15 protein-coding genes, 1 tRNA gene and 1 pseudogene are annotated in these 17495 nt (G+C 69.1%); 6 read left to right on the forward strand and 11 right to left on the reverse strand.

Features of this window, described 5'->3' with window-relative positions; genetic code table 11:
* Window positions 1-26: 26 nt before the first annotated feature.
* Window positions 27-1352 carry a phenylacetate--CoA ligase family protein gene (locus FBQ73_RS15275; protein ID WP_138400341.1) on the reverse strand — a complete coding sequence of 442 codons (1326 nt, stop codon included), beginning with the start codon at window positions 1350-1352 and terminating at the stop codon, window positions 27-29.
* Between the two features lie 278 nt (window positions 1353-1630).
* Between FBQ73_RS15275 and FBQ73_RS15280 the strand changes: the two genes are divergently transcribed.
* Window positions 1631-2320: a TetR/AcrR family transcriptional regulator gene (locus FBQ73_RS15280; RefSeq protein WP_138400342.1), complete on the forward strand. Its 690-nt coding sequence runs from the start codon at window positions 1631-1633 to the stop codon at window positions 2318-2320.
* 35 nt (window positions 2321-2355) lie between these two features.
* On the opposite strand, the gene FBQ73_RS15285 is transcribed toward FBQ73_RS15280, so the two are convergent.
* Entirely contained in the window at window positions 2356-3576 is a 1221-nt protein-coding gene (locus tag FBQ73_RS15285) for an NAD(P)/FAD-dependent oxidoreductase (RefSeq protein ID WP_138400343.1), read from the reverse strand.
* Between the two features lie 170 nt (window positions 3577-3746).
* On the opposite strand from FBQ73_RS15285, the gene FBQ73_RS15290 reads away from it, so the two are divergent.
* Window positions 3747-5192 carry a 3-oxoacyl-[acyl-carrier-protein] synthase III C-terminal domain-containing protein gene (locus tag FBQ73_RS15290; RefSeq protein WP_210236792.1) on the forward strand — a complete coding sequence of 482 codons (1446 nt, stop codon included), beginning with the start codon at window positions 3747-3749 and terminating at the stop codon, window positions 5190-5192.
* Between the two features lie 17 nt (window positions 5193-5209).
* Window positions 5210-6403, forward strand: coding sequence for an acetyl-CoA acetyltransferase (locus FBQ73_RS15295; RefSeq protein WP_138400345.1), 1194 nt, complete (start codon window positions 5210-5212; stop codon window positions 6401-6403).
* 77 nt (window positions 6404-6480) lie between these two features.
* Here FBQ73_RS15295 and FBQ73_RS15300 read toward each other — a convergent pair whose 3' ends face one another.
* Window positions 6481-8559, reverse strand: coding sequence for an FAD-dependent oxidoreductase (locus tag FBQ73_RS15300; protein WP_138400346.1), 2079 nt, complete (start codon window positions 8557-8559; stop codon window positions 6481-6483).
* Window positions 8560-8562: 3 nt separating this feature from the next.
* Window positions 8563-8715 (reverse strand): annotated as a pseudogene (locus tag FBQ73_RS15305) (3-oxoadipyl-CoA thiolase); the annotation flags it as partial.
* 346 nt (window positions 8716-9061) lie between these two features.
* On the opposite strand from FBQ73_RS15305, the gene FBQ73_RS15310 reads away from it, so the two are divergent.
* Entirely contained in the window at window positions 9062-9541 is a 480-nt protein-coding gene (locus FBQ73_RS15310) for an enoyl-CoA hydratase-related protein (RefSeq protein WP_392567237.1), read from the forward strand.
* 231 nt (window positions 9542-9772) lie between these two features.
* On the opposite strand, the gene FBQ73_RS15315 is transcribed toward FBQ73_RS15310, so the two are convergent.
* Both FBQ73_RS15315 and FBQ73_RS15320 read right to left on the reverse strand, forming a co-directional pair.
* A tRNA-Glu gene (locus FBQ73_RS15315) sits at window positions 9773-9848 on the reverse strand.
* A gap of 43 nt (window positions 9849-9891) precedes the next feature.
* Window positions 9892-10590, reverse strand: coding sequence for a YggS family pyridoxal phosphate-dependent enzyme (locus FBQ73_RS15320; RefSeq protein ID WP_138400347.1), 699 nt, complete (start codon window positions 10588-10590; stop codon window positions 9892-9894).
* Window positions 10591-10837: 247 nt separating this feature from the next.
* Between FBQ73_RS15320 and FBQ73_RS15325 the strand changes: the two genes are divergently transcribed.
* Window positions 10838-12502: a sensor domain-containing diguanylate cyclase gene (locus FBQ73_RS15325; protein ID WP_138400348.1), complete on the forward strand. Its 1665-nt coding sequence runs from the start codon at window positions 10838-10840 to the stop codon at window positions 12500-12502.
* 85 nt (window positions 12503-12587) lie between these two features.
* Here the strand turns inward: FBQ73_RS15325 and FBQ73_RS15330 are convergent, their stop codons facing one another.
* The 4 genes from FBQ73_RS15330 to FBQ73_RS15345 all read right to left on the reverse strand — a co-directional run bounded on the left by FBQ73_RS15330 (window position 12588) and on the right by FBQ73_RS15345 (window position 15761).
* On the reverse strand, window positions 12588-13427 hold the full coding sequence (locus FBQ73_RS15330; protein WP_138400349.1) for a C40 family peptidase: 840 nt from the start codon (window positions 13425-13427) through the stop codon (window positions 12588-12590).
* A gap of 111 nt (window positions 13428-13538) precedes the next feature.
* Complete coding sequence (locus FBQ73_RS15335) at window positions 13539-14906, reverse strand: leucyl aminopeptidase family protein (RefSeq protein WP_138400350.1); 1368 nt, start codon at window positions 14904-14906, stop codon at window positions 13539-13541.
* 193 nt (window positions 14907-15099) lie between these two features.
* Window positions 15100-15576 (reverse strand): A24 family peptidase, encoded by a 477-nt coding sequence (locus FBQ73_RS15340; protein WP_138400351.1) that lies wholly within the window; start codon window positions 15574-15576, stop codon window positions 15100-15102.
* A 20-nt stretch (window positions 15577-15596) separates the two neighbouring features.
* Window positions 15597-15761 (reverse strand): Flp family type IVb pilin, encoded by a 165-nt coding sequence (locus tag FBQ73_RS15345; protein ID WP_011995941.1) that lies wholly within the window; start codon window positions 15759-15761, stop codon window positions 15597-15599.
* 226 nt (window positions 15762-15987) lie between these two features.
* Here FBQ73_RS15345 and FBQ73_RS15350 point away from each other — a divergent pair, with 226 nt between their 5' ends.
* Window positions 15988-16944, forward strand: coding sequence for a pirin family protein (locus FBQ73_RS15350; RefSeq protein ID WP_138400352.1), 957 nt, complete (start codon window positions 15988-15990; stop codon window positions 16942-16944).
* 67 nt (window positions 16945-17011) lie between these two features.
* Here the strand turns inward: FBQ73_RS15350 and FBQ73_RS15355 are convergent, their stop codons facing one another.
* A complete protein-coding gene (locus FBQ73_RS15355) occupies window positions 17012-17446 on the reverse strand; it encodes a hypothetical protein (RefSeq protein WP_210236793.1) in 435 nt (144 codons plus the stop codon).
* Window positions 17447-17495: the final 49 nt, after the last annotated feature.

Genomic DNA, 17495 nt, shown 5'->3' on the forward strand with positions numbered 1-17495 from the left:
CGCTCCCCGCCAGGAAAAGACAAGCCTCAGTGCGCAGCTTCCGACCGGTGCAGCACGCGCGTGGCCTTGGCTTCGTAGCGCGGCAGCGCGCCCTCCGCATGGCACTCCACGTTCACGTTGATGCCAAGGCGGGCCTTGATTTCTCGGCGCACGTCGGCGGCGCACACCTCGCCGGGGCGCTGCTCGGCGCTGACGGATTCCACCGCCACAGTCATCTTGCCGATGGTGGTGGCCTCCTTGTCCACGTAGATCTGCCAGGCCTCCTTGGCGAGGCCGGGGATGCCGGCGATCACGTCCTCGATCTGCGATGGGAAGACGATGACGCCCTTGAACTTGATCATGTCGTCGGTGCGCCCGATGATCCGGCCGATCTTGCGCATGCCGCGACGGCCCGAGGGGCAGTCGTAGGGGCGTGGGGAAAGGCGCACCAGGTCGCGGGTGCGCCAGCGCACCACAGGCGAGGCCTCCTTGCGCAGGGTGGTGACGACGATCTCGCCCACTTCGCCGTCCGACACCGGCTTCATGGTCTTGGGATCGAGGATCTCGACGATGACGGTGTCCTCGTTGAGGAGCTGCAATTCGTCGTCGGCGTGGGTGTAGGGCGTGGAGATGGCGAGGATCGGCCCGCCCGCTTCCGTGGTGCCGTAGATGTTGTGGCTCATGAAGCCCTGGGGCAGTTCCGCCTCCAGCTGGGCGCGGAACTCGGCGGAGACCGACTGCCCGCCGAGGATGGCCACCTTCAGCGTCCACTCCGTGCGCGGATCGATGCCCTGGTGCTTGGCCGCCTGGACCAGCGTCATCAGCCACAACGGCGACATGGAGGCCACGTCATAGGCATGGTCGCGCAGCCAGCGGGCGGCAAGCTCGCCGCGGCCGGGGCCGATGGGAAAGTTGGTGCAGCCCACGGCGGAGAAGCCGGCGTCCAGCGCCGGGCCGCCGATCCACAAGCCATAGCCGTAGCCTTGATAGGCCCGGAAGCCGCTGCGCACGCCCGCGGCCGTCAGCAGGCGCGCCATCTGGTAGGGCAGGAGGCCGTGCAGGTCGTTCTTCGTCATGCCGAACGTCACCGGCAGGCCGGTGGTGCCGGAGGTGGCGACGAAGCGCTCCACCTTCTCCATGGGCACGGTGAGGAAGGGAAAGGGATAGCGGTCGCGCAGCAGCGACTTGTCCATGAAGGGGGCGTTGGCGAGGCCGTCCTCGGAGGCGAGATCCTCCGGCTTCATGCCGGCTTCGGCAAAATGCGCCTTCCAGGCATCGCACTGCGCGAGGCGCGCGCCGAGGCCGGCAAGGCCCTCGCGCTGGACTTTCAGAATACCGTCGCGGTCGAGCGACTCCACCTCAGGATGCTGCATGTGCTTCCTCCCCCATCCGACCGTTGGAACACGCGGCTCTTGCGGCCGCTCTCGGTTGATGAATTAATAGATCGAACGGATGGTCTATGTAAACGGGGAAATTTGATCTGCATCAACCGCCCGGGAAAACGCCACCGCGGACAGGGGGCCAGAGGTAAGGAGCTGACCGCGCCGCTGGCCGCGCCCGGGAGCTACCCGTTTCCCGGCCCTGCACTTGGCACCGGGGGCCTTCGCGCTTATAGACCGAATGATCGGAACATTCTTGCAGGTATGACGTCGTGGCGAGAACGCGCTCAGCCGAGTACGACAATATTCACGATACCATACTCGAGCGGGCGGCATCCGTCTTCGCGCAGCGCGGCTATGCGGCCACCTCCATCGGCGACATCGCCGAGGCCTGCGAGTGCTCCAAGTCGCGCCTGTATCACTATTTCACGTCCAAGGAGGCCATCCTTTCCGACATGCTCACGTCGCATGTGGAAAGCCTCCTCATGAAGTGCCGGCAGACCCTCTACGGCTACCAGGACCCGGAGGAGCGATTCCGCCAGCTGACGCGCCTGTTCCTCGACGTCTATTCGGTCTCGCGCGACCAGCACGTGGCGTTGCTCACCTGCTCGGAGTTCCTGGTGCCTGAGACCCGCAAGGTGCTGGTGGCCAAGCAGCGCGAGCTGATCGCCTATGTGCGGGACATCTTGCTGCAGCTGCGGCCGGACCTCGCCAAGGACTCCACCATGGCCCACGTGGACACCATGCTGTTCTTCGGCATGATCAACTGGACCTATACGTGGTACCACGCCGACGGCGCGGTGACGCCCAGCGAACTCGCCGACCGCACCGTGGACCTGTTCGTGAACGGCTACGCCCACGCGGCCGCACCATCCAATGGCACCCAGCCCCACGCGAAACAGGATGCGCGCCACCCTGCGCGGCAGGATGGCCGGGCCGATCCCCGCTCCGGCAAGGACTGACCGCGCAAGGATTGACGCCGGGAGCCGGGACCGCCTCAGGCGGCCGGCCGCCGCATCCGTGCCACAGGGTCGAACCCCTCCTGCGCCGCCTCTTCGAGTGAGACGGCGATGCCGCCTTCCAGCAGCTTCTTGGCCGCCATGTAGGTGCGCGCATCGTTGAGGGCGTCCACCGCGATCATCCGGCCCTCGCGGAAGTACCAGAGCGATTCGCCGCGCTCCGTGCGCCGGCGGAGCACCGCGTCATAGCCGCGGTTGAGACCGACGATCTGGAGCTTCATGTCGTACTGGTCGGACCAGAACCACGGCACCGGCTCATAGGCGCGCGGGCGGCCGAGCATGTCGTCGGCCGCGCATTCCGCCTGGTCCACCGCATTCTGCACGCTCTCCAGCCGCGTCGGGATGCCCGCCAAGGGAAAGGCCGCGCAATCGCCGGCCGCCCAAATGCCCGGCGCCGAGGTGCGGCCGTGGACATCCACTGCGATGCCGTTGTCGCAGGCGATGCCCGCGGCGCGGGCCAGCTCGTCGCGGGGCAGCACGCCGATGCCGACGAGGACCGCATCCACCTCCATGCGCGTGCCGTCGTCCAGCGTCACCGCCGCGACCGCGCCGTCCCGCGCTGTCACGGCGACCACGCTGCGCCCTTCCAGAATACGCACGCCGTGGCCCGCGTGCAGGGCGCGGATGGCGTCCGATGTCTCGGCGCAGGCCACCCGCTCCAGGATGCGCGCGGCGCGCTCCACCACGGTCACGGAAAGGCCGGCCTTCACCGCCACCGCCGCTGTCTCCAGCCCCACATAGCCGCCGCCCAGCACCATGAGGTGTCGGCCCGGACGAATGGCGTCCTGAAGGCGTTCTGCATCGGCGAGGCCGCGCAGTTCGTACACGCCCTTGAGCCCGGAAAATTCCGGCGGCAGGGTGCGCGGGCGGGTGCCCGTCGCCAGCGCCAGCTTGCTCCATGGCACCGTGCGGTCGTTCACCTCCAGCGTGCGCCCTGCCGGATCGAGGGCGGTGACGCGCGCGTCCGTCACCAGCGCGACACCGAGGTCGCTCCAGAAGTCGGCCGGGCGCAGATAAAGCCGATCAACCGTCCATTCTCTTTTAAGATAGGCCTTGGAGAGCGGCGGACGCTGGTAGGGAGGGTGCGGCTCATCGCCATAGAGCGTCAAGGCGCCGGAATATCCGCTATGTCGCAGGCGCATGGCTAGGGATGCCGCAGCCTGTCCGGCACCGACGATGGCGATGTGTTCCTGCTCCATGGCGTCCCTCTCTGAATATTTATTGACCGAACGTTCTGGTTATTATAATGCCAAATCGCGGGTGGCAACCGGGTTTCCTGCGCATCGTCGGCCCCGACGGCGGCGCGTGCGGACCGAGCGCCTCCTCCCGGCCGGGCGCCGCAATCACAGATCAGGGCGAGGAACCCAAGGTGACGGGCATCACAGCGATCGCAATCCACCTGCCGCGCCTGCGCCTCCAGCGCGCGAGCATGGCTGCCGCCATGGACTGGCTCTGTGCCCGCTCCGACACGCGCGGGGCCCGCACCCTCGCCTTCTGGGACGAGGACCCGGTGAGCATGGGCGTCGCCGCCGCGCGGGCCTGCCTCGATCAGGCTCCGGAGGCGCGCACGGCCGTCCGCGCCCTCACCTTCGCCACCACCACGCCGGTATTCGCCGAGCCGCAGCAGGCGAGCTTCCTGTGTGCCGCGCTCCGCCTCCCGGAGGCGATCCGCACCCAGGATGTCGGCGGCACCATGAGGTGCGGCCTCCTCGCCCTTCACGCCGCGCTGGAGGGTTCGGATCCGGCTCTCCTGATCGCTTCCGACATGCCATCCAATACCCCGGGAGGACTTGCCGAACTACGCTATTCGGACGGGGGTGCCGGGGTTCTCGTCGGCGCCGGGCCGAACCTGCTCGCCTATCGCGGCGGCGCCAGCCTGTCCGCGCCCTTCATCGAGCGCTACCGCGGCGCCGGCCACGCCCTCACCACCGATTGGGAAGAGCGCTGGGTGCGCGAGGAGGGTTTCCTCGATCTGGTGCCGCGCGCCATCTCGGAAGCCCTCGATAGGGCGCAACTTTCGCCGGAGGACATCCAGAGTTTCGTCCTGCCCTGCGTCATTCCCGGCGCCGCAAAAGCGGTGGCGCAAGCCGCCGGCCTGAGCCAGGCAAAGCTGGCCCAACCCCTTGATCTGGAATGCGGAGATACCGGCGCCGCCCACGCGCTGGTGATGCTGGCGCGGGCCATGGAAGACATGCGCCCCGGCGAGCGGCTGGTAGTGGCCCAGTTCGGCCAGGGCGCGACTGCCCTTGTGCTGGAGGCGACCGCCGCCATTGCCGGCTTCGCACCCGCCGCGTCCGCCATGATCGACACCGGCATCGCCGAGACCAACTATCTGAAACTCCCCGTCTTTCGCGGCCTTCTGCCGTGGGAGCGGGGCCTGCGCGGCCGCCTTCCCGTGAGCGAGGCGCTGACCACCGCCTATCGCAATTCCCAAGCACTCCTCGGCTTCGTCGGCAGCCGCAGCCCCGAGACCGGTCAGGTGCAGTTCCCCCCCTCCCGCCTCGCCGTGGCGGAGGCCGGCTTCTTCGCGGAGCCGCAGGAGCCGTGGCCGCTGGCCGACCTCGGCGGCACGGTCGCCACCGCCACGGCGGACCGGCTCGCCTTCTCGCGCAGCCCACCCAATTGCTACGGGCTCATAGACATTCCCGGCGGCGCCCGCCTGATGATGGACTTCACCGACCCCGACGCGGCGCGCCTCGGCCCCGGTGACGCCGTGCGTTTCGTGTTCCGCATCAAGGATATGGACGAGCGCACCGGCTACCGCCGCTATTTCTGGAAGGCGGTCGCGGCGTCCGCGCTGCCGGCCGCAGCCTGATCGAAAGGCGACGCACGATGGCCAAGGGAATCAAGGACAGGGTCGCCATTCTCGCCATGGGTTGTTCGCGCTTCGGCGAGCGCTGGGACGTGGGCCAGGAAGAGCTGATGGCCGAGGCCTATCTGGAGGCCTTGGGCCATGCCGGCATCAGGCCGGACCAGATCGAGGCGGCCTGGTATTCCTCCCACTATGACGACATCGGCGCCGGCAAGGCGGGCACGCCCATGGCCCAGGCCCTGCGCCTGCCGGCCATCGGCGTCACCCGCGTGGAGAACTTCTGCGCCGGCGGCACGGAGGCATTCCGCGGCGCGGTCTATGCGGTGGCGTCCGGGGCGGTGGACATCGCCCTCGCCGTGGGCGTGGAGAAGCTGAAGGACACCGGCTTTGCCGGCCTGCCGCCGGCCTCGCGAGGGACGCTCGCGCCCATGTACCTGCCCACCCACACCAATCCGGGCAACTTCTCCCAGCTCGCCCGGGCCTATGGGGCGCGCCACAACATCTCCTCCGGCGACCTGAAGCGGGCCATGGGGCACACCTCCATGAAGAGCCACGCCAATGCGGTGACGAACAAGAACGCCCACCTGCGCAAGGCCATCACCATCGAGCAGGCGGTGAACGCCCCCATGGTGGCGGACCCGCTCGGCCTGTTCGACTGCTGCCCGGTGTCGGACGGTGCGGCTTGCGCCATCGTCACCACGCCGGAGATCGCGAGGAGCCTCGGCAAGACGCCGGTGCTGGTGAAGGCCATCCAGCTTGTGGCATCCAACGGCTGGGAAGTGCAGCAGAGCGGCTGGAACGGCTCCTATGTCCATACCGCCCGCATCGCCGCGCGGCGGGCCTACGCGGAGGCGGGTATTGCCGACCCGCGCACCGCGCTGAGCTTCGCCGAGCTGCACGATTGCTTCTCCATCACCGAGCTGGTGACGCTGGAGGATATCGGCCTTGCCGATGAGGGCACCGCCTGGAAGCGGATGCTGGACGGCGCGTTCGATGTGGACGGCGTCATGCCCTGCCAGGTGGATGGTGGCCTGAAATGCTTCGGCCATCCTGTGGGAGCCTCGGGGCTGCGCATGCTCTACGAATGCTGGCTGCAACTGACCGGCCAGGCGGGCGAGCGCCAACTGGCGAGCCCCAGCCTTGCCCTCACGCACAATCTCGGCGGCGCGCCGGCCCAGAACGTTTGCTCCATCACCATTGTCGGTGCCGCCTGACCCGACCGTGGCGGCCCGCTAACTCCCCCGCCGCCCGGCTTGCGCCGGCGGCGGGGTTTTTCTTGTCCTGAAGGGCCTTACGCCTTCCGCCAGTCGGCGAAGCTGCGTCCGTCGCGGGCGAGGGCCAGCAAGAGCGGCGCGGGCTCGGATCCGGCGCCGCCGGCGGCGTGGGCGGCTTCCACTTCGGTGACGACCGCGCGCAGGCCCATCTGGTCGGCGGCCCACATCGGCCCGCCTCTGGTGCGCGGGAAGCCGTAGCCATGGACGAAGGCGAGATCGATGTCGGAGGCCCGCAGCGCGATGCCCTCCGCCAGCGCCTTGGCGCCCTCGTTGGCCATGACGGCGAGCAGCCGGCGCTGGATCTGCTCGGGTGTGAAGGAGCGCGGGACAATGGCCTTCTCCGCGCGGCTTTCGGCGATCAGCGCCTCCACCACGGGATCGGCGGATTTGTCGCCCACCGCGTCATAGGCATACCAGCCGGCGCCGGTCTTGCGGCCGAGGCGGCCCTGTTCCACCAGCCGGTCGGCGATGGCGACATAGCGCTCGGCCGGATCGCGGGCGGCCGCCCGGCGCTTGCGCATGGCATAGGCGATGTCGAGGCCGGACATGTCGGACACGGCGAAGATGCCCATGGCGAAGCCGTAGGCCTCCAGCGCCGCATCCACCTCCTGCGGGCTGGCGCCGTCCTCCACCAGAACCTCGGCATGGCGGCGGTAGAGCGCATAGATGCGATTGCCGATGAAGCCGTCGCAATTGCCGGCCACCACCGGCTGCTTGCCCATCTTCTTCGCCAGCGCCAGCGCCGTGGCGATCACATCGGGCGCGGCGAGAGCCGGGCGCACCACCTCCAGCAGCTTCATCACGTTGGCCGGGGCGAAGAAGTGCAGGCCCACCACGTCCTGCGGGCGGGAGGTGACGGCGGCGATGGTGTCGAGGTCGAGATAGGAGGTGTTGGTGGCCAGCACCGCGCCGGGCTTTGCCACCGCATCGAGACGGCGGAAGATGTCGGCCTTGACGGCGAGGTCCTCGAAGGCGGCCTCCACCACCAGGTCGGCGGCGGCAAGAGACGCCCAGTCGGCGGTGGGGGTGACGCGGGCGCGGCGCTCGACGCCTTGCGCATCGGTGAGGCGACCGCTCTTCACCTGCCGGGCATAAAGGTCGGCCACCCGCTGCAAGCCGGCGGCGGCGGCCACCCCATCCCGCTCCACCAGGGTGACGGAAAACCCCGCGTCTGCCAGCGCCACGGCGATGCCGGCGCCCATGGTGCCGGCGCCGATCACCGCTACCGCCTCCAGCGGACGGGGCGCGACGCTCTCCAGCCCCGGCACCTTGCCTGCCTCGCGCTCGGCGAAGAAGAGATGGCGCAGCGCCTTTGCCTCGGCGCTCTCGCGCAGGGCGAGGAAGGCGGCGCGTTCAAGGGCGAGGCCGGTCGCAAACTCAGCCTCCCCCACCGCGCGGATGACGCGGATGGCCTCGTCGATGGCCGGGACGCCCTTCGCCCCCTTGCGGGCGCGGGCAATGGCCGCCTCCGCCCCGTCGTCGCCGGCGGGAACCGGCAGTTCCGAGAGCCGGCGCTTCGTGACGCCCGGTGCGCGGGCGATGGCTTCGGCGAGGAGGTCACCCTCCACCACTTCGTCGAGCAGGCCAAGGGCAAGGGCATCGCCCGCCTTCAGCACCCGCCCCTCACAGATGAGGGCGATGGCCTGGGCCACGCCGACGAGGCGCGGCAGGCGCTGGGTGCCGCCGGCGCCGGGGATGAGGCCGAGCCGGGTCTCGGTGAGCCCCATCAGCGCCTTCGGCCCGCCGAGCCTGAGGTCGCAGGCGAGCGCGATCTCGCAGCCGCCACCCAGCGCCGCCCCGGCGATGGCCGCCACCACCGGCTTTGCGCAGGCGTCGATGGCCGCCACCACATCCGGCAGGAAGGGCGCATCCGGCGGCTGGCTCATCTCGCGGATGTCGGCGCCGGCGATGAAGCGGCCCGGCCCGCCGCTGATCACCAGCGCCGCCACATCGGGATCGGCCTCCAGCGCGCGCACGGCATCCAGCAGCCCTTGCCGCACCGCCTTCGACAAGGCATTCACCGGCGCAAACTCAATGGCGATCACGCCGACCTTGCCTTGCCGCGCGACGGTGACCGGAGGTGTCACGGCATCCACGGCTCAGACCCTCTCGATGAGGGCGGCGATGCCCTGGCCGACGCCGATGCACATGGTCGCCACCGCCCGCTTACCCCCGCGCACCTCCAGCGCGCTCACCGCCGTCATCGCAAGCCGCGCCCCCGACATCCCAAGAGGATGGCCAAGCGCAATGGCGCGTACTTCTTTCAGGGCATCGGCATAGCGTCCGATGGGGGGGCGCGCGAAGTCCCGGATTAAGGCGTCAGCCATGGTCGTCTCCCAGATGAATGAGGGCTCAGGCAGCGGCGCTGGACACCGCGGCATGCCCCGGAACCGCTCGTCTATTGAGTTGTCCCTGGGGGCTGAGGTGCGGGTGCGGCATTGACAATACGGCCTATTCAAATAAAAGATCAACCGATCGTATTTTTAATTCAAGGGGCTCGCCAGAACCAGGAAGGCGCGTCGATGCCCACATGGCCCACCACAGCAGTGCAGTCGGCCGCCCCGCTCCTGCTGGAGCGGGGCGACGCTTGGATGGAAGGTGGCAGCCCTCGATATGCCCGCTGCCGATGATTGCCGTGCTGCCCTGATCACCGGAGCTGGCCGCGGCTTTTGCGCCGGCCAGGATCTCGCCGCCCGCGCTCTCGCAGACCAGACGCCGGACCTGAGCGCCAGCCTCGAAGCCCATTACAATCCGCTCGTCCGAGGCATCCGTGCTTTGCGCAAGCCTGTCATTTGCGCCGTAAATGGGCGCGTGGCCGGGGCCGGGGCGAGCATTGCGATTGCTTGCCATATCGTGCTGGCGGCGCGGTCGGCGAAGTTCATCCCGTCGTCCGTGAGGATCAGCCTCATTCCCGATTCCGGAGGAACCTTATTTCCCCCTCGTTTCATCGGCGACGCACGGGCGCGGGCGCTCATGCTCCTCGCAGAGCCGCTCCCCGCTGAGACGGCCACCGAATGGGCCTCGTCTGGAAGGTGGTGGACGGCGCTTTCCTATTCGATCTTGATCCGAGGATCGTGAGCTGCCTCGAACTGGGTGGGCTCCTTGGAAGGCCAAGCTTGCCCCCAAGAGCGAACCTTCCTGTAGGGGGCGATGAGCCGGAAGCCGAAATGCCACGTTGGGCCCCGTCAGATCAGGTCGTCATGAACGCCATCGCAATGCGGCCCATGTAGCGCGTGCATGTCGCAATGGGCAGGCGCAAGCTATTGGTCATGCTTATTTCTTCGCCCAACCAAGGCCTTGAAGAAGGCTTGGCGCTCCCAAGGGGAATCGAACCCCTGTTTTCGCCGTGAGAGGGCGACGTCCTAGACCGCTAGACGATGGGAGCATCTCGCGAGAGGGGTGCTCTATAGCGGCGTTCGGCGGGGACTTCAAGCCTCTCGGGGCAGGGATCTGTGGCCAAAGATGGCGCTGCCCACACGTATGTGGGTCGCGCCCTGGCGGATCGCGGCCGGAAAGTCGGCGCTCATGCCCATGGAAAGCCCTGAAAGCCCGTTGCGGGCGGCGATCTTGGCCAGCAGCGCGAAGTGCGGGTCGGGCACCTCCGTGGCCGGCGGAATGCACATCAGGCCGAAAATCTCCAGCCCATGCTGGTCCCGGCACTCGGCGATGAAGGCATCCGCGGCTTCTGGCAGAACGCCGGCCTTCTGCGGCTCGGCCCCGGTGTTCACCTGCACGAACAGCCGCGGGCGCCGGCCCTGGCGGGCCATCTCCTCGGCCAGCGCGATGGCGATCTTCGGTCGGTCCACCGTGTGGATCACGTCGAACAGGGCAACGGCCTCGCGCGCCTTGTTGGATTGCAGCGGTCCGATGAGGTGCAGCTCGATGTCCAGATGCTCCGCGCGCAAGGCGGGCCACTTGCCTTGGGCTTCCTGCACCCGATTCTCGCCGAACACCCGTTGGCCGGCTTCGATGACCGGTGCGATCTCGGGCGCGGGAAAGGTCTTGGAGACCGCCACCAGCGTCACGGATGCCGGATCGCGACCGCCATCGTGGCAGGCGGACAGGATCTGCGCGCGCACCGCCTGAAGGCCCTCTGCCGCGCCCTGTGTCTCGGCTTGCCTGTTCATGATACCTCGACTTCTTCCTCTGGGCATTTTTAAAGGGGGGATACCGCCTAGCTTGAAAGAAAATGCGGTAAACAAAACTCAGGAAAGGTTCCCCGGAAGGTTCAAGCGGAAACTGTTTTCGCCGTGACCGGCCTGTTCGACCGGCCCTCGGGCAGCAGATGAACCGATCTCCCCATCCGATCAAGAAGCGCTTACAACACTCCTGGCGACGGTTTCGAGATTTTGTCCTGAGGGGGCATGGCCAAGCATGGTCGAGCGTAGCGGCGAAGAGGCGCCAGTCGCTTCAAGACGGCTTTCGAGCCTGCGCCTGCGCATTCTGTTTCTCATCTGCCTCGTTGCCGTGCCGCTGTCCATCGAGCGCATCATGGCCCTTCTGGCGGATCGACAGGATCAGATCCAGTCCATCAAGGACGATGTCCGGGACCTTGTCCGCCGCGCCACGCTCGCCCAGCTTGAAGGCCTGACGCGGGCCCGCACCGTGCTCGACGTGGTGTCACGGCAGGCGGAAAGTCTGCTGGAGGATCCTGATACCTGCATTCGTTTCGTGACACGGCTCGCCGACCAGGTGGCGGGCATCCAGGGCGTTTTCATCGCCACGCCTGAAGGCGACGTGAAATGCGCCCACGCGCCGCTTGTCATGGGCGTCAACATCGCCGACAGGCCGTTCTTTCGGCAGGCTCTCGCCGCCGAAGACATGTTCATGACCGACCTGTTCTTTTCGCGGATCAGCGGCCGCAACTCCGTTTTCCTGCTGCGGACGGAGCGCGCCCCAAGTGGGAAGCCGCTTGCCGTCGCCGGCATCATCCTGGACCTGCAATGGCTGTCGCGGATTGCCGCCGGCAGCGCCGTGGAATCGGGCGCGGTGGTGGATGTGGTGGGTGAAGGCGGGGCCGTGCTGGTGCGCTATCCGACCCTGGCCGACGTGGTGGAGCACCGTTTCCCCGATCATCCGCTGACGCGGCACATCATGGCCGCCGAGGAAGGCGTGGTCGCCACCATCGGCTACGACGGCAAGGAGCGGATCTTCGCTTTCAACCGCTTCGAGGGGCTCGACCTGCGCGTGGTGGTGGGCATCGACACCGCCAAGGTCCTCACCCCCATCGACGCCAAGATCCAGACCACGGCCATCGCCTATTTCGCCGCGCTGGGGTGCTTCCTGCTGGTGTCGTGGTTTGCCGCCGAGCGCATCGTCATCACCCCCATCGCGCGGCTGACGCGCTCGGTTGCCGCCGTGGGTCGCGGCGAAGCCGACCACGTGAAGGACAACAACGTCGCTGAATTCGCGCCTTTGGTGCGGGCATTCAACGAGATGGCCCGCCGCCTGTCCCAGCGCAACAGTGAGCTGCGCACCATGAACGGGCGCCTTGCCTCCCTCGCCCGCACCGACGGGCTCACCGGCCTTGCCAACCGCCGCACCTTCGATGTGCAATTTTCCCAGGACTGGGTGCGCGCCCGCGGCGATGGTGCCCCCCTGACCCTGGTGATGCTGGACGTGGACCACTTCAAGGCGTTCAACGACGCGCGCGGCCACCTGTCCGGAGACGAGGCCCTGCGTGGGGTGGCGCGCATGCTGTCGGCCGCGGCGACAGGGACGACCCATCTCGTCGCCCGCTACGGGGGCGAGGAATTCATCGTGCTGATGTCCGGCGTGGATCTGGCGGCGGGCCGGGCCTTCGCGGAAGATGTCCGCCGCCTCTTGAGCGAGGTGGCCATCGCCCATCCGGCCTCGCCGCGCCGTCGCCTGACGGCGAGCTTCGGCGTGGCCAGCGCCATCCCCACGCTGGATGACAGCCCGGATACGCTGGTCGCCGCGGCCGATGCCGCGCTTTATGAGGCCAAGCGTTCGGGGCGGGATCGTGTGGTCGCCAATACCGACCGGTTTGCCGGCGGGGCCAACGGCGCCTTCGCCTAGCGCGTGATCCGGGCAGACTGAACCGTTGCCAGTGTGTGGCCGGCCTGGCTGAAAACCAAAGCGCTCCCAGCCAGGTGCGGCTGCCTCAGGCGAGCCGGCGGATGCTGCGCAGCGCAAGCCCGGCCGCCGCGATGCGGGTCAGCGCCTCGGCGAGGGGCTCGCGCGCCACCGCCATGTGGAAGGCGTTGGCGTGCAGCAGGGTATCCGCCGCCTCGACGATGCCCACATGGCCGGGCCAGAACAGCAGGTCGCCGCGCCGAGGCTCGGCGTCCAGCGGCAACGCCTTGCCGAGGGCGGCTTCCTGCATGTCGCTGTCGCGCGGGGCGGCAACGCCGGCGGCGGCGAGCGCGGTCTGGACCAGTCCGGAGCAGTCGAGGCCGAGGCTGGAGCGGCCGCCCCACAGATAGGGCACGCCCAGGAAGCGCGCGGCCACGGCGACGAAATCGCCTTCCCGCTCGGCGGGCTCGGCCAGATGCACGATGGGCAGGAAGCCGTCGGGCGTCACCGCGAAGCCGCCGCGGACCTCCCTCACCGCCACCTTGCTGCCGAGCACCAGCGCCTCGCGCGGCGGCAGCTTGATGTCGGGGCCGGGGAACAGGAAGGTGCGCAGCGCGCGCACCGTGTGGGTGGGCGCGGTGCCGGGCGCGGCAAGGGCTTCCGTGGGCAGGTAGCCCACATAGCGGTCGGCCTCGAGCTGGACCCAGGACCAGCCTTCGGGGTCGTCCTCGAACACGCGGACGGTCTCGCCGAACAGGGCCTGGGTTTCGAGCGGGGCATCGCTGGCGGGGCGACGACGCAGCGGCGCCACCGGGACGGCCACGCGGCGCAGGTCGCCCTCCACATAGCGGGCGGCCTCCACCTGTCCCTTCAGGGCGGCCGAGGCGAGGTCCGGGCGGGCCGGGGTGAGGCGGGGATCCAGCGGCATGGCGGGCCTTAGAGCGTTTTCGAGCGAAGTGGGCACCGGTTCGCGTGAAGAGAACGCGTCAACCAGAGAATCTAGAGCGTTTTCCGTGAGCCAATGCGAACGGAAAACGCTCTAGCCGTAGCGCTCTGCCAACAGCGCATCGAGGGCGCGGATGGTCTGGGCTTCGCCGCCCTCCGGCCGTCCCGGACGGCTGGAGGGGTTCCAGGCGAACAGGTCGAGATGCAGCCAGGCGCGGGCGGCGCCCACGAACTTCTCCAGGAACAGGGCGGCGGTGATGGCCCCGGCGAGGCCGCCGGAGGAGACGTTGTTGGTGTCGGCGATCTTGGACTCGAGCATGCCCTGGTAGGGCGCCCACAGGGGCAGGCGCCACAGGGGGTCGGCCTCCACCATGGCGTGGCGGGCAAGATCAGCGGCAAGGTCCTCGTCCTGGGTGAAGGCCGCCGGCAACTGCGGCCCCAGCGCCACCCGCGCCGCCCCGGTGAGGGTGGCGAAATCGATCACGAGCTCGGGCGCCTCCTCGTCGGCGAGGGCGAGGGCGTCGGCGAGCACGAGCCGGCCCTCCGCGTCGGTGTTGCCGATTTCCACCGAGAGGCCCTTGCGGCTCTTGAGGATGTCGCCCGGCCGGAAGGCGGAGGCCGAGACGGAATTCTCCACGGCGGGAATCAGCACCCGCAGGTTCACCTTGGCCCCACGCGACAGCAGGAGATGGGCGAGGCCCAAAGCGTTGGCCGCGCCGCCCATGTCCTTCTTCATCAGCAGCATGGCGGAGGAGGGCTTGAGATCGAGGCCGCCGGTGTCGAAGGCGACCCCCTTGCCTACCAGCGTCACCTTGGGGTGGGCGGGATCGCCGGCGCGGATTTCGAGGAGGCGCGGGGCGCGGTCGGCGGCGCGGCCCACCGCATGGATCATGGGGAAATTCTCCGCCAGCAGCCGCTCGCCGGTAACCGAGCGGAAGGCGGCGCCATGGCGGGCCGCCAGCGCCCGGGCGGCATCTTCCAGCTCGGGCGGGCCGAGGTCGTTGGCGGGGGTGTTGACGAGATCGCGGGTGAGGGTCACCGCCTCGACGGTGCGGACCAGGGCGTCGGCATCCACCCCTTCGGGGAGCACGAGCCGCACGTCGCGGCCGGCGGCGGCCTTGTAGCGGGTGAAGCGGTAGGTGCCCAGCGCGAAGGCCAGGGCGGCGAGGCGCGGGCTCGCCACCTCGCCTTCCAGCCGCCAGGCCCCGGCGGGCAGCAGCCCCGGCAGGGCGCCGGCGGCGAAGGCATCCGCCCGGGCTCCTGCCGCGACGCCGAACAGGGCGCCGGCCAGCCCGCCCTCGGCGGCGGGCACAAGCAGCAGCTTGCCGGGCTCGCCACCGAAGCCCGCGGCCTCGGCGAAGCGGCGGGCGGTCTCCGGCACGGCGGCGGACGCGAAGGTGTCCTTGGTGACGCACCAGACGGGAAGGCTGAGGGACGAGGCGGGCGCAATGCAATCGAGCATGAATGAACTCCTGCGTGCCGGCGGCGTCGTGGATGCGACGGCGTGGCACGCGAAAGGACCTGTAGGCCAATGGGTAGAGCGCGATCCGCCGGTATGGCAACGGTTTCGTTGCCGTCCCGACGGCAAAATCGCCTTCACGCGGGCCGAGAGCGTGCGCGCCTGCCCCAACGTCGCCGTCAGCGGCGGGGAGGGGTCAGCCGGTGCCGAGCAGGCTGGAGAAGGGATGCAGCAGCAACCCGGCGCCGGCCAGGGCGACACCGTAGGGGATGGTCTGGCGGGGAACTGCGACGGCGGTGTCCAGCTGTTCCGCCGGGCGGTGAACGGCCAGGGCGGCGAGGGTTAGGAAACCGCCGATGAGGCCGCAGGCGAGCACGAACAGAGGTAACTGCGCCGGGTCCGTCCACAGCATCAGCACCCCCGCGAGCTTGGCGTCGCCCGCCCCCACGACATTCTCCGCGAACAGGGAAAAGCCAAGCCCCGTGACGGCCGCCGCCAGCAGCAGGCGCAGCGACAGGTCGGGCAGGGGCGTGAGAATGGCGAGGGCGGTGAAGCCGAGCAGCAGGGCGGCGATGACGGCATTGGGAATGATGCGGCGGGCAATATCCGTTCCGATGCAGAGGCACAGGGCGGCGGGATAGAGCCCGAGAAGGAGGAGTTCAGCCGCCGGCATGGGTGCGCCTGTCCGTGCCGTCAGTTTCCGGCCGCGGCCGAGGACGCCTGAAGCCGGGCGAAGGTGGCGGCGATCTGCACCAGCACGGTGACGATGGCGATGGAGAGGCCCGCGGCGATGAGCCCGTATTCGAGGGCGGTGGAGCCCTCTTCCTCCCTGATGAAGCGCCAGAACAATAGCTTCATGGCTTGAAAATCCGGTACCACGCGGCAGATGCGCCGCGGTGAGGCCGACGCTAGGGGCGCCCCCTTGCGGGGAAGTAAAGAACGCGCCCGCGGCAGCCCTGACGGCGCCACCGGATGATCTGAGGGTTAACGCTCCCCTCCCGGGTGCAACCTGCGGGCGCCCTTTGACCGCGCCGTAGGATGGGGGCAAGCTTCCAGGGACGTGCCTTGCCAGGGAGTGCCCGCCGTGAGCTTTGCCCCGTGCCCCGACCCCACGCCCGGAGACGCCCGCAGCTGCGACGCGGTGGAGACGGTGATCATCCCGCGGGCGCACGACATCGGCGGCATGGAGGTGGCCCGCGTGCTGCCCTCGCCACAGGGGCAGATGATCGGGCCGTTCATCTTCTTCGATCGCATGGGGCCGGTGCGCTTCACCGCCCATCAGGCGCAGGATGTGCGCCCGCATCCCCATATCGGCCTAGCCACCGTCACCTATCTGTTCGACGGCACCATGGTCCACCGCGACAGCCTGGGCAACGAGCGGGTGATCGCCCCCGGCGCGGTGAACCTGATGACCGCCGGACGCGGCATCGTCCATTCCGAGCGGCACGAGGCGACGGTGAAGGACCGCGGCGGCCCCCTGTTCGGTATCCAGAGCTGGATCGCCTTGCCCAAGGCGCGGGAGGAGGACACGCCCGATTTCCTCCACACCAGCGCCGAGGACCTGCCGGTGGTGTCCGAGGGCGGCCTGACCGCGCGCATCATCCTCGGCAGCGCCTTTGGCGTGTCCTCGCCGGTGGCGCTGGCTTCGCCCGCCACCTATGCCGAAGTCACACTGGCGCCCGGCGCGCGCCTGCCCATCGATCCCACCCATGAGGACCGGGCGGTGTTCACGCTGGAGGGCGAGGTGGAGGTGGATGGGGTCCCCTTCGAGCCGGGGCGCATGCTGGTGATCCGCCGGGGCCTTGCCACCAGCGCGCGGGCGCTCACGCCGGCGCGGCTCATGCTCATGGGCGGCGAGCCGCTGGAGGGCCCGCGCTACATCTGGTGGAATTTCGTTTCGTCGGACCTGGAGCGGCTCGACGCCGCCAAGGCCGCGTGGCGGGCGGGGCGGTTCGACCTCATCCCCATGGATCATGACGAGTTCATCCCGGCCCCTGAGGACGGTGCCGGCCGCCCGAGACCTCAGGCGCCGCGCCCGTAAGGCCGGTGCGCGCGAAGACCGCGCCGCGTCCTGCTCCAGGGATCGCGGCCGACGCTCACGGGCAAAATCACGGGATCGGGCAGTTCTGCGCCGCCTCGTCGTTTTCGTCCGGGCCGTGGGGCTGGACGATGGCCGGGGGATCGCTGGCCGGAAAGCTCTCGTCGAGGGCCTCGTCGAGGGTCTGCGAATCGTGAGCCTTGTGCTCGCATCCGGCGGCGCGCGCAGCTTCCTCCTGCGCTGAGGGCTCGGGAGAGCGGGCGGGCGCCGGGTCGGGGCGCGAAACGGCGGGGGGATCGCTGGCCGGAAAGCTCTCCTCCAGCGCTTCGTCCAGCCGGGCTTCGGTCTGGGCGGAGCGATCCGGCGACACAGATGGCCTGCTGTTCACGGCAACATCCTCCAAGGTGCGGAAAAAACCCCTCCGCAGCTCGGAATCAACGCCGGTGCCGGGCTTGCGTTCCGCTTTCGCCCCGCTTTCGTCCTTGGCGATTGCGTGATCGGGCATCGACGCGCGCCGACACCGGAGACCCGGGGGAATCGGGTCTCCGGTCCAG

The organism is Xanthobacter autotrophicus (assembly GCF_005871085.1).
Lineage (GTDB): Bacteria > Pseudomonadota > Alphaproteobacteria > Rhizobiales > Xanthobacteraceae > Xanthobacter > Xanthobacter autotrophicus.

Coding starts and splice junctions, on each gene's coding strand:
- FBQ73_RS15335 (WP_138400350.1), bottom strand. CDS start 14,906: ATGCTCGATTGCATTGCGCCCGCCTCGTCCCTCAGCCTTCCCGTCTGG.
- FBQ73_RS15320 (WP_138400347.1), bottom strand. CDS start 10,590: ATGAACAGGCAAGCCGAGACACAGGGCGCGGCAGAGGGCCTTCAGGCG.
- FBQ73_RS15345 (WP_011995941.1), bottom strand. CDS start 15,761: ATGAAGCTATTGTTCTGGCGCTTCATCAGGGAGGAAGAGGGCTCCACC.
- FBQ73_RS15295 (WP_138400345.1), top strand. CDS start 5,210: ATGGCCAAGGGAATCAAGGACAGGGTCGCCATTCTCGCCATGGGTTGT.
- FBQ73_RS15275 (WP_138400341.1), bottom strand. CDS start 1,352: ATGCAGCATCCTGAGGTGGAGTCGCTCGACCGCGACGGTATTCTGAAA.
- FBQ73_RS15355 (WP_210236793.1), bottom strand. CDS start 17,446: ATGCCCGATCACGCAATCGCCAAGGACGAAAGCGGGGCGAAAGCGGAA.
- FBQ73_RS15340 (WP_138400351.1), bottom strand. CDS start 15,576: ATGCCGGCGGCTGAACTCCTCCTTCTCGGGCTCTATCCCGCCGCCCTG.
- FBQ73_RS15285 (WP_138400343.1), bottom strand. CDS start 3,576: ATGGAGCAGGAACACATCGCCATCGTCGGTGCCGGACAGGCTGCGGCA.
- FBQ73_RS15330 (WP_138400349.1), bottom strand. CDS start 13,427: ATGCCGCTGGATCCCCGCCTCACCCCGGCCCGCCCGGACCTCGCCTCG.
- FBQ73_RS15325 (WP_138400348.1), top strand. CDS start 10,838: ATGGTCGAGCGTAGCGGCGAAGAGGCGCCAGTCGCTTCAAGACGGCTT.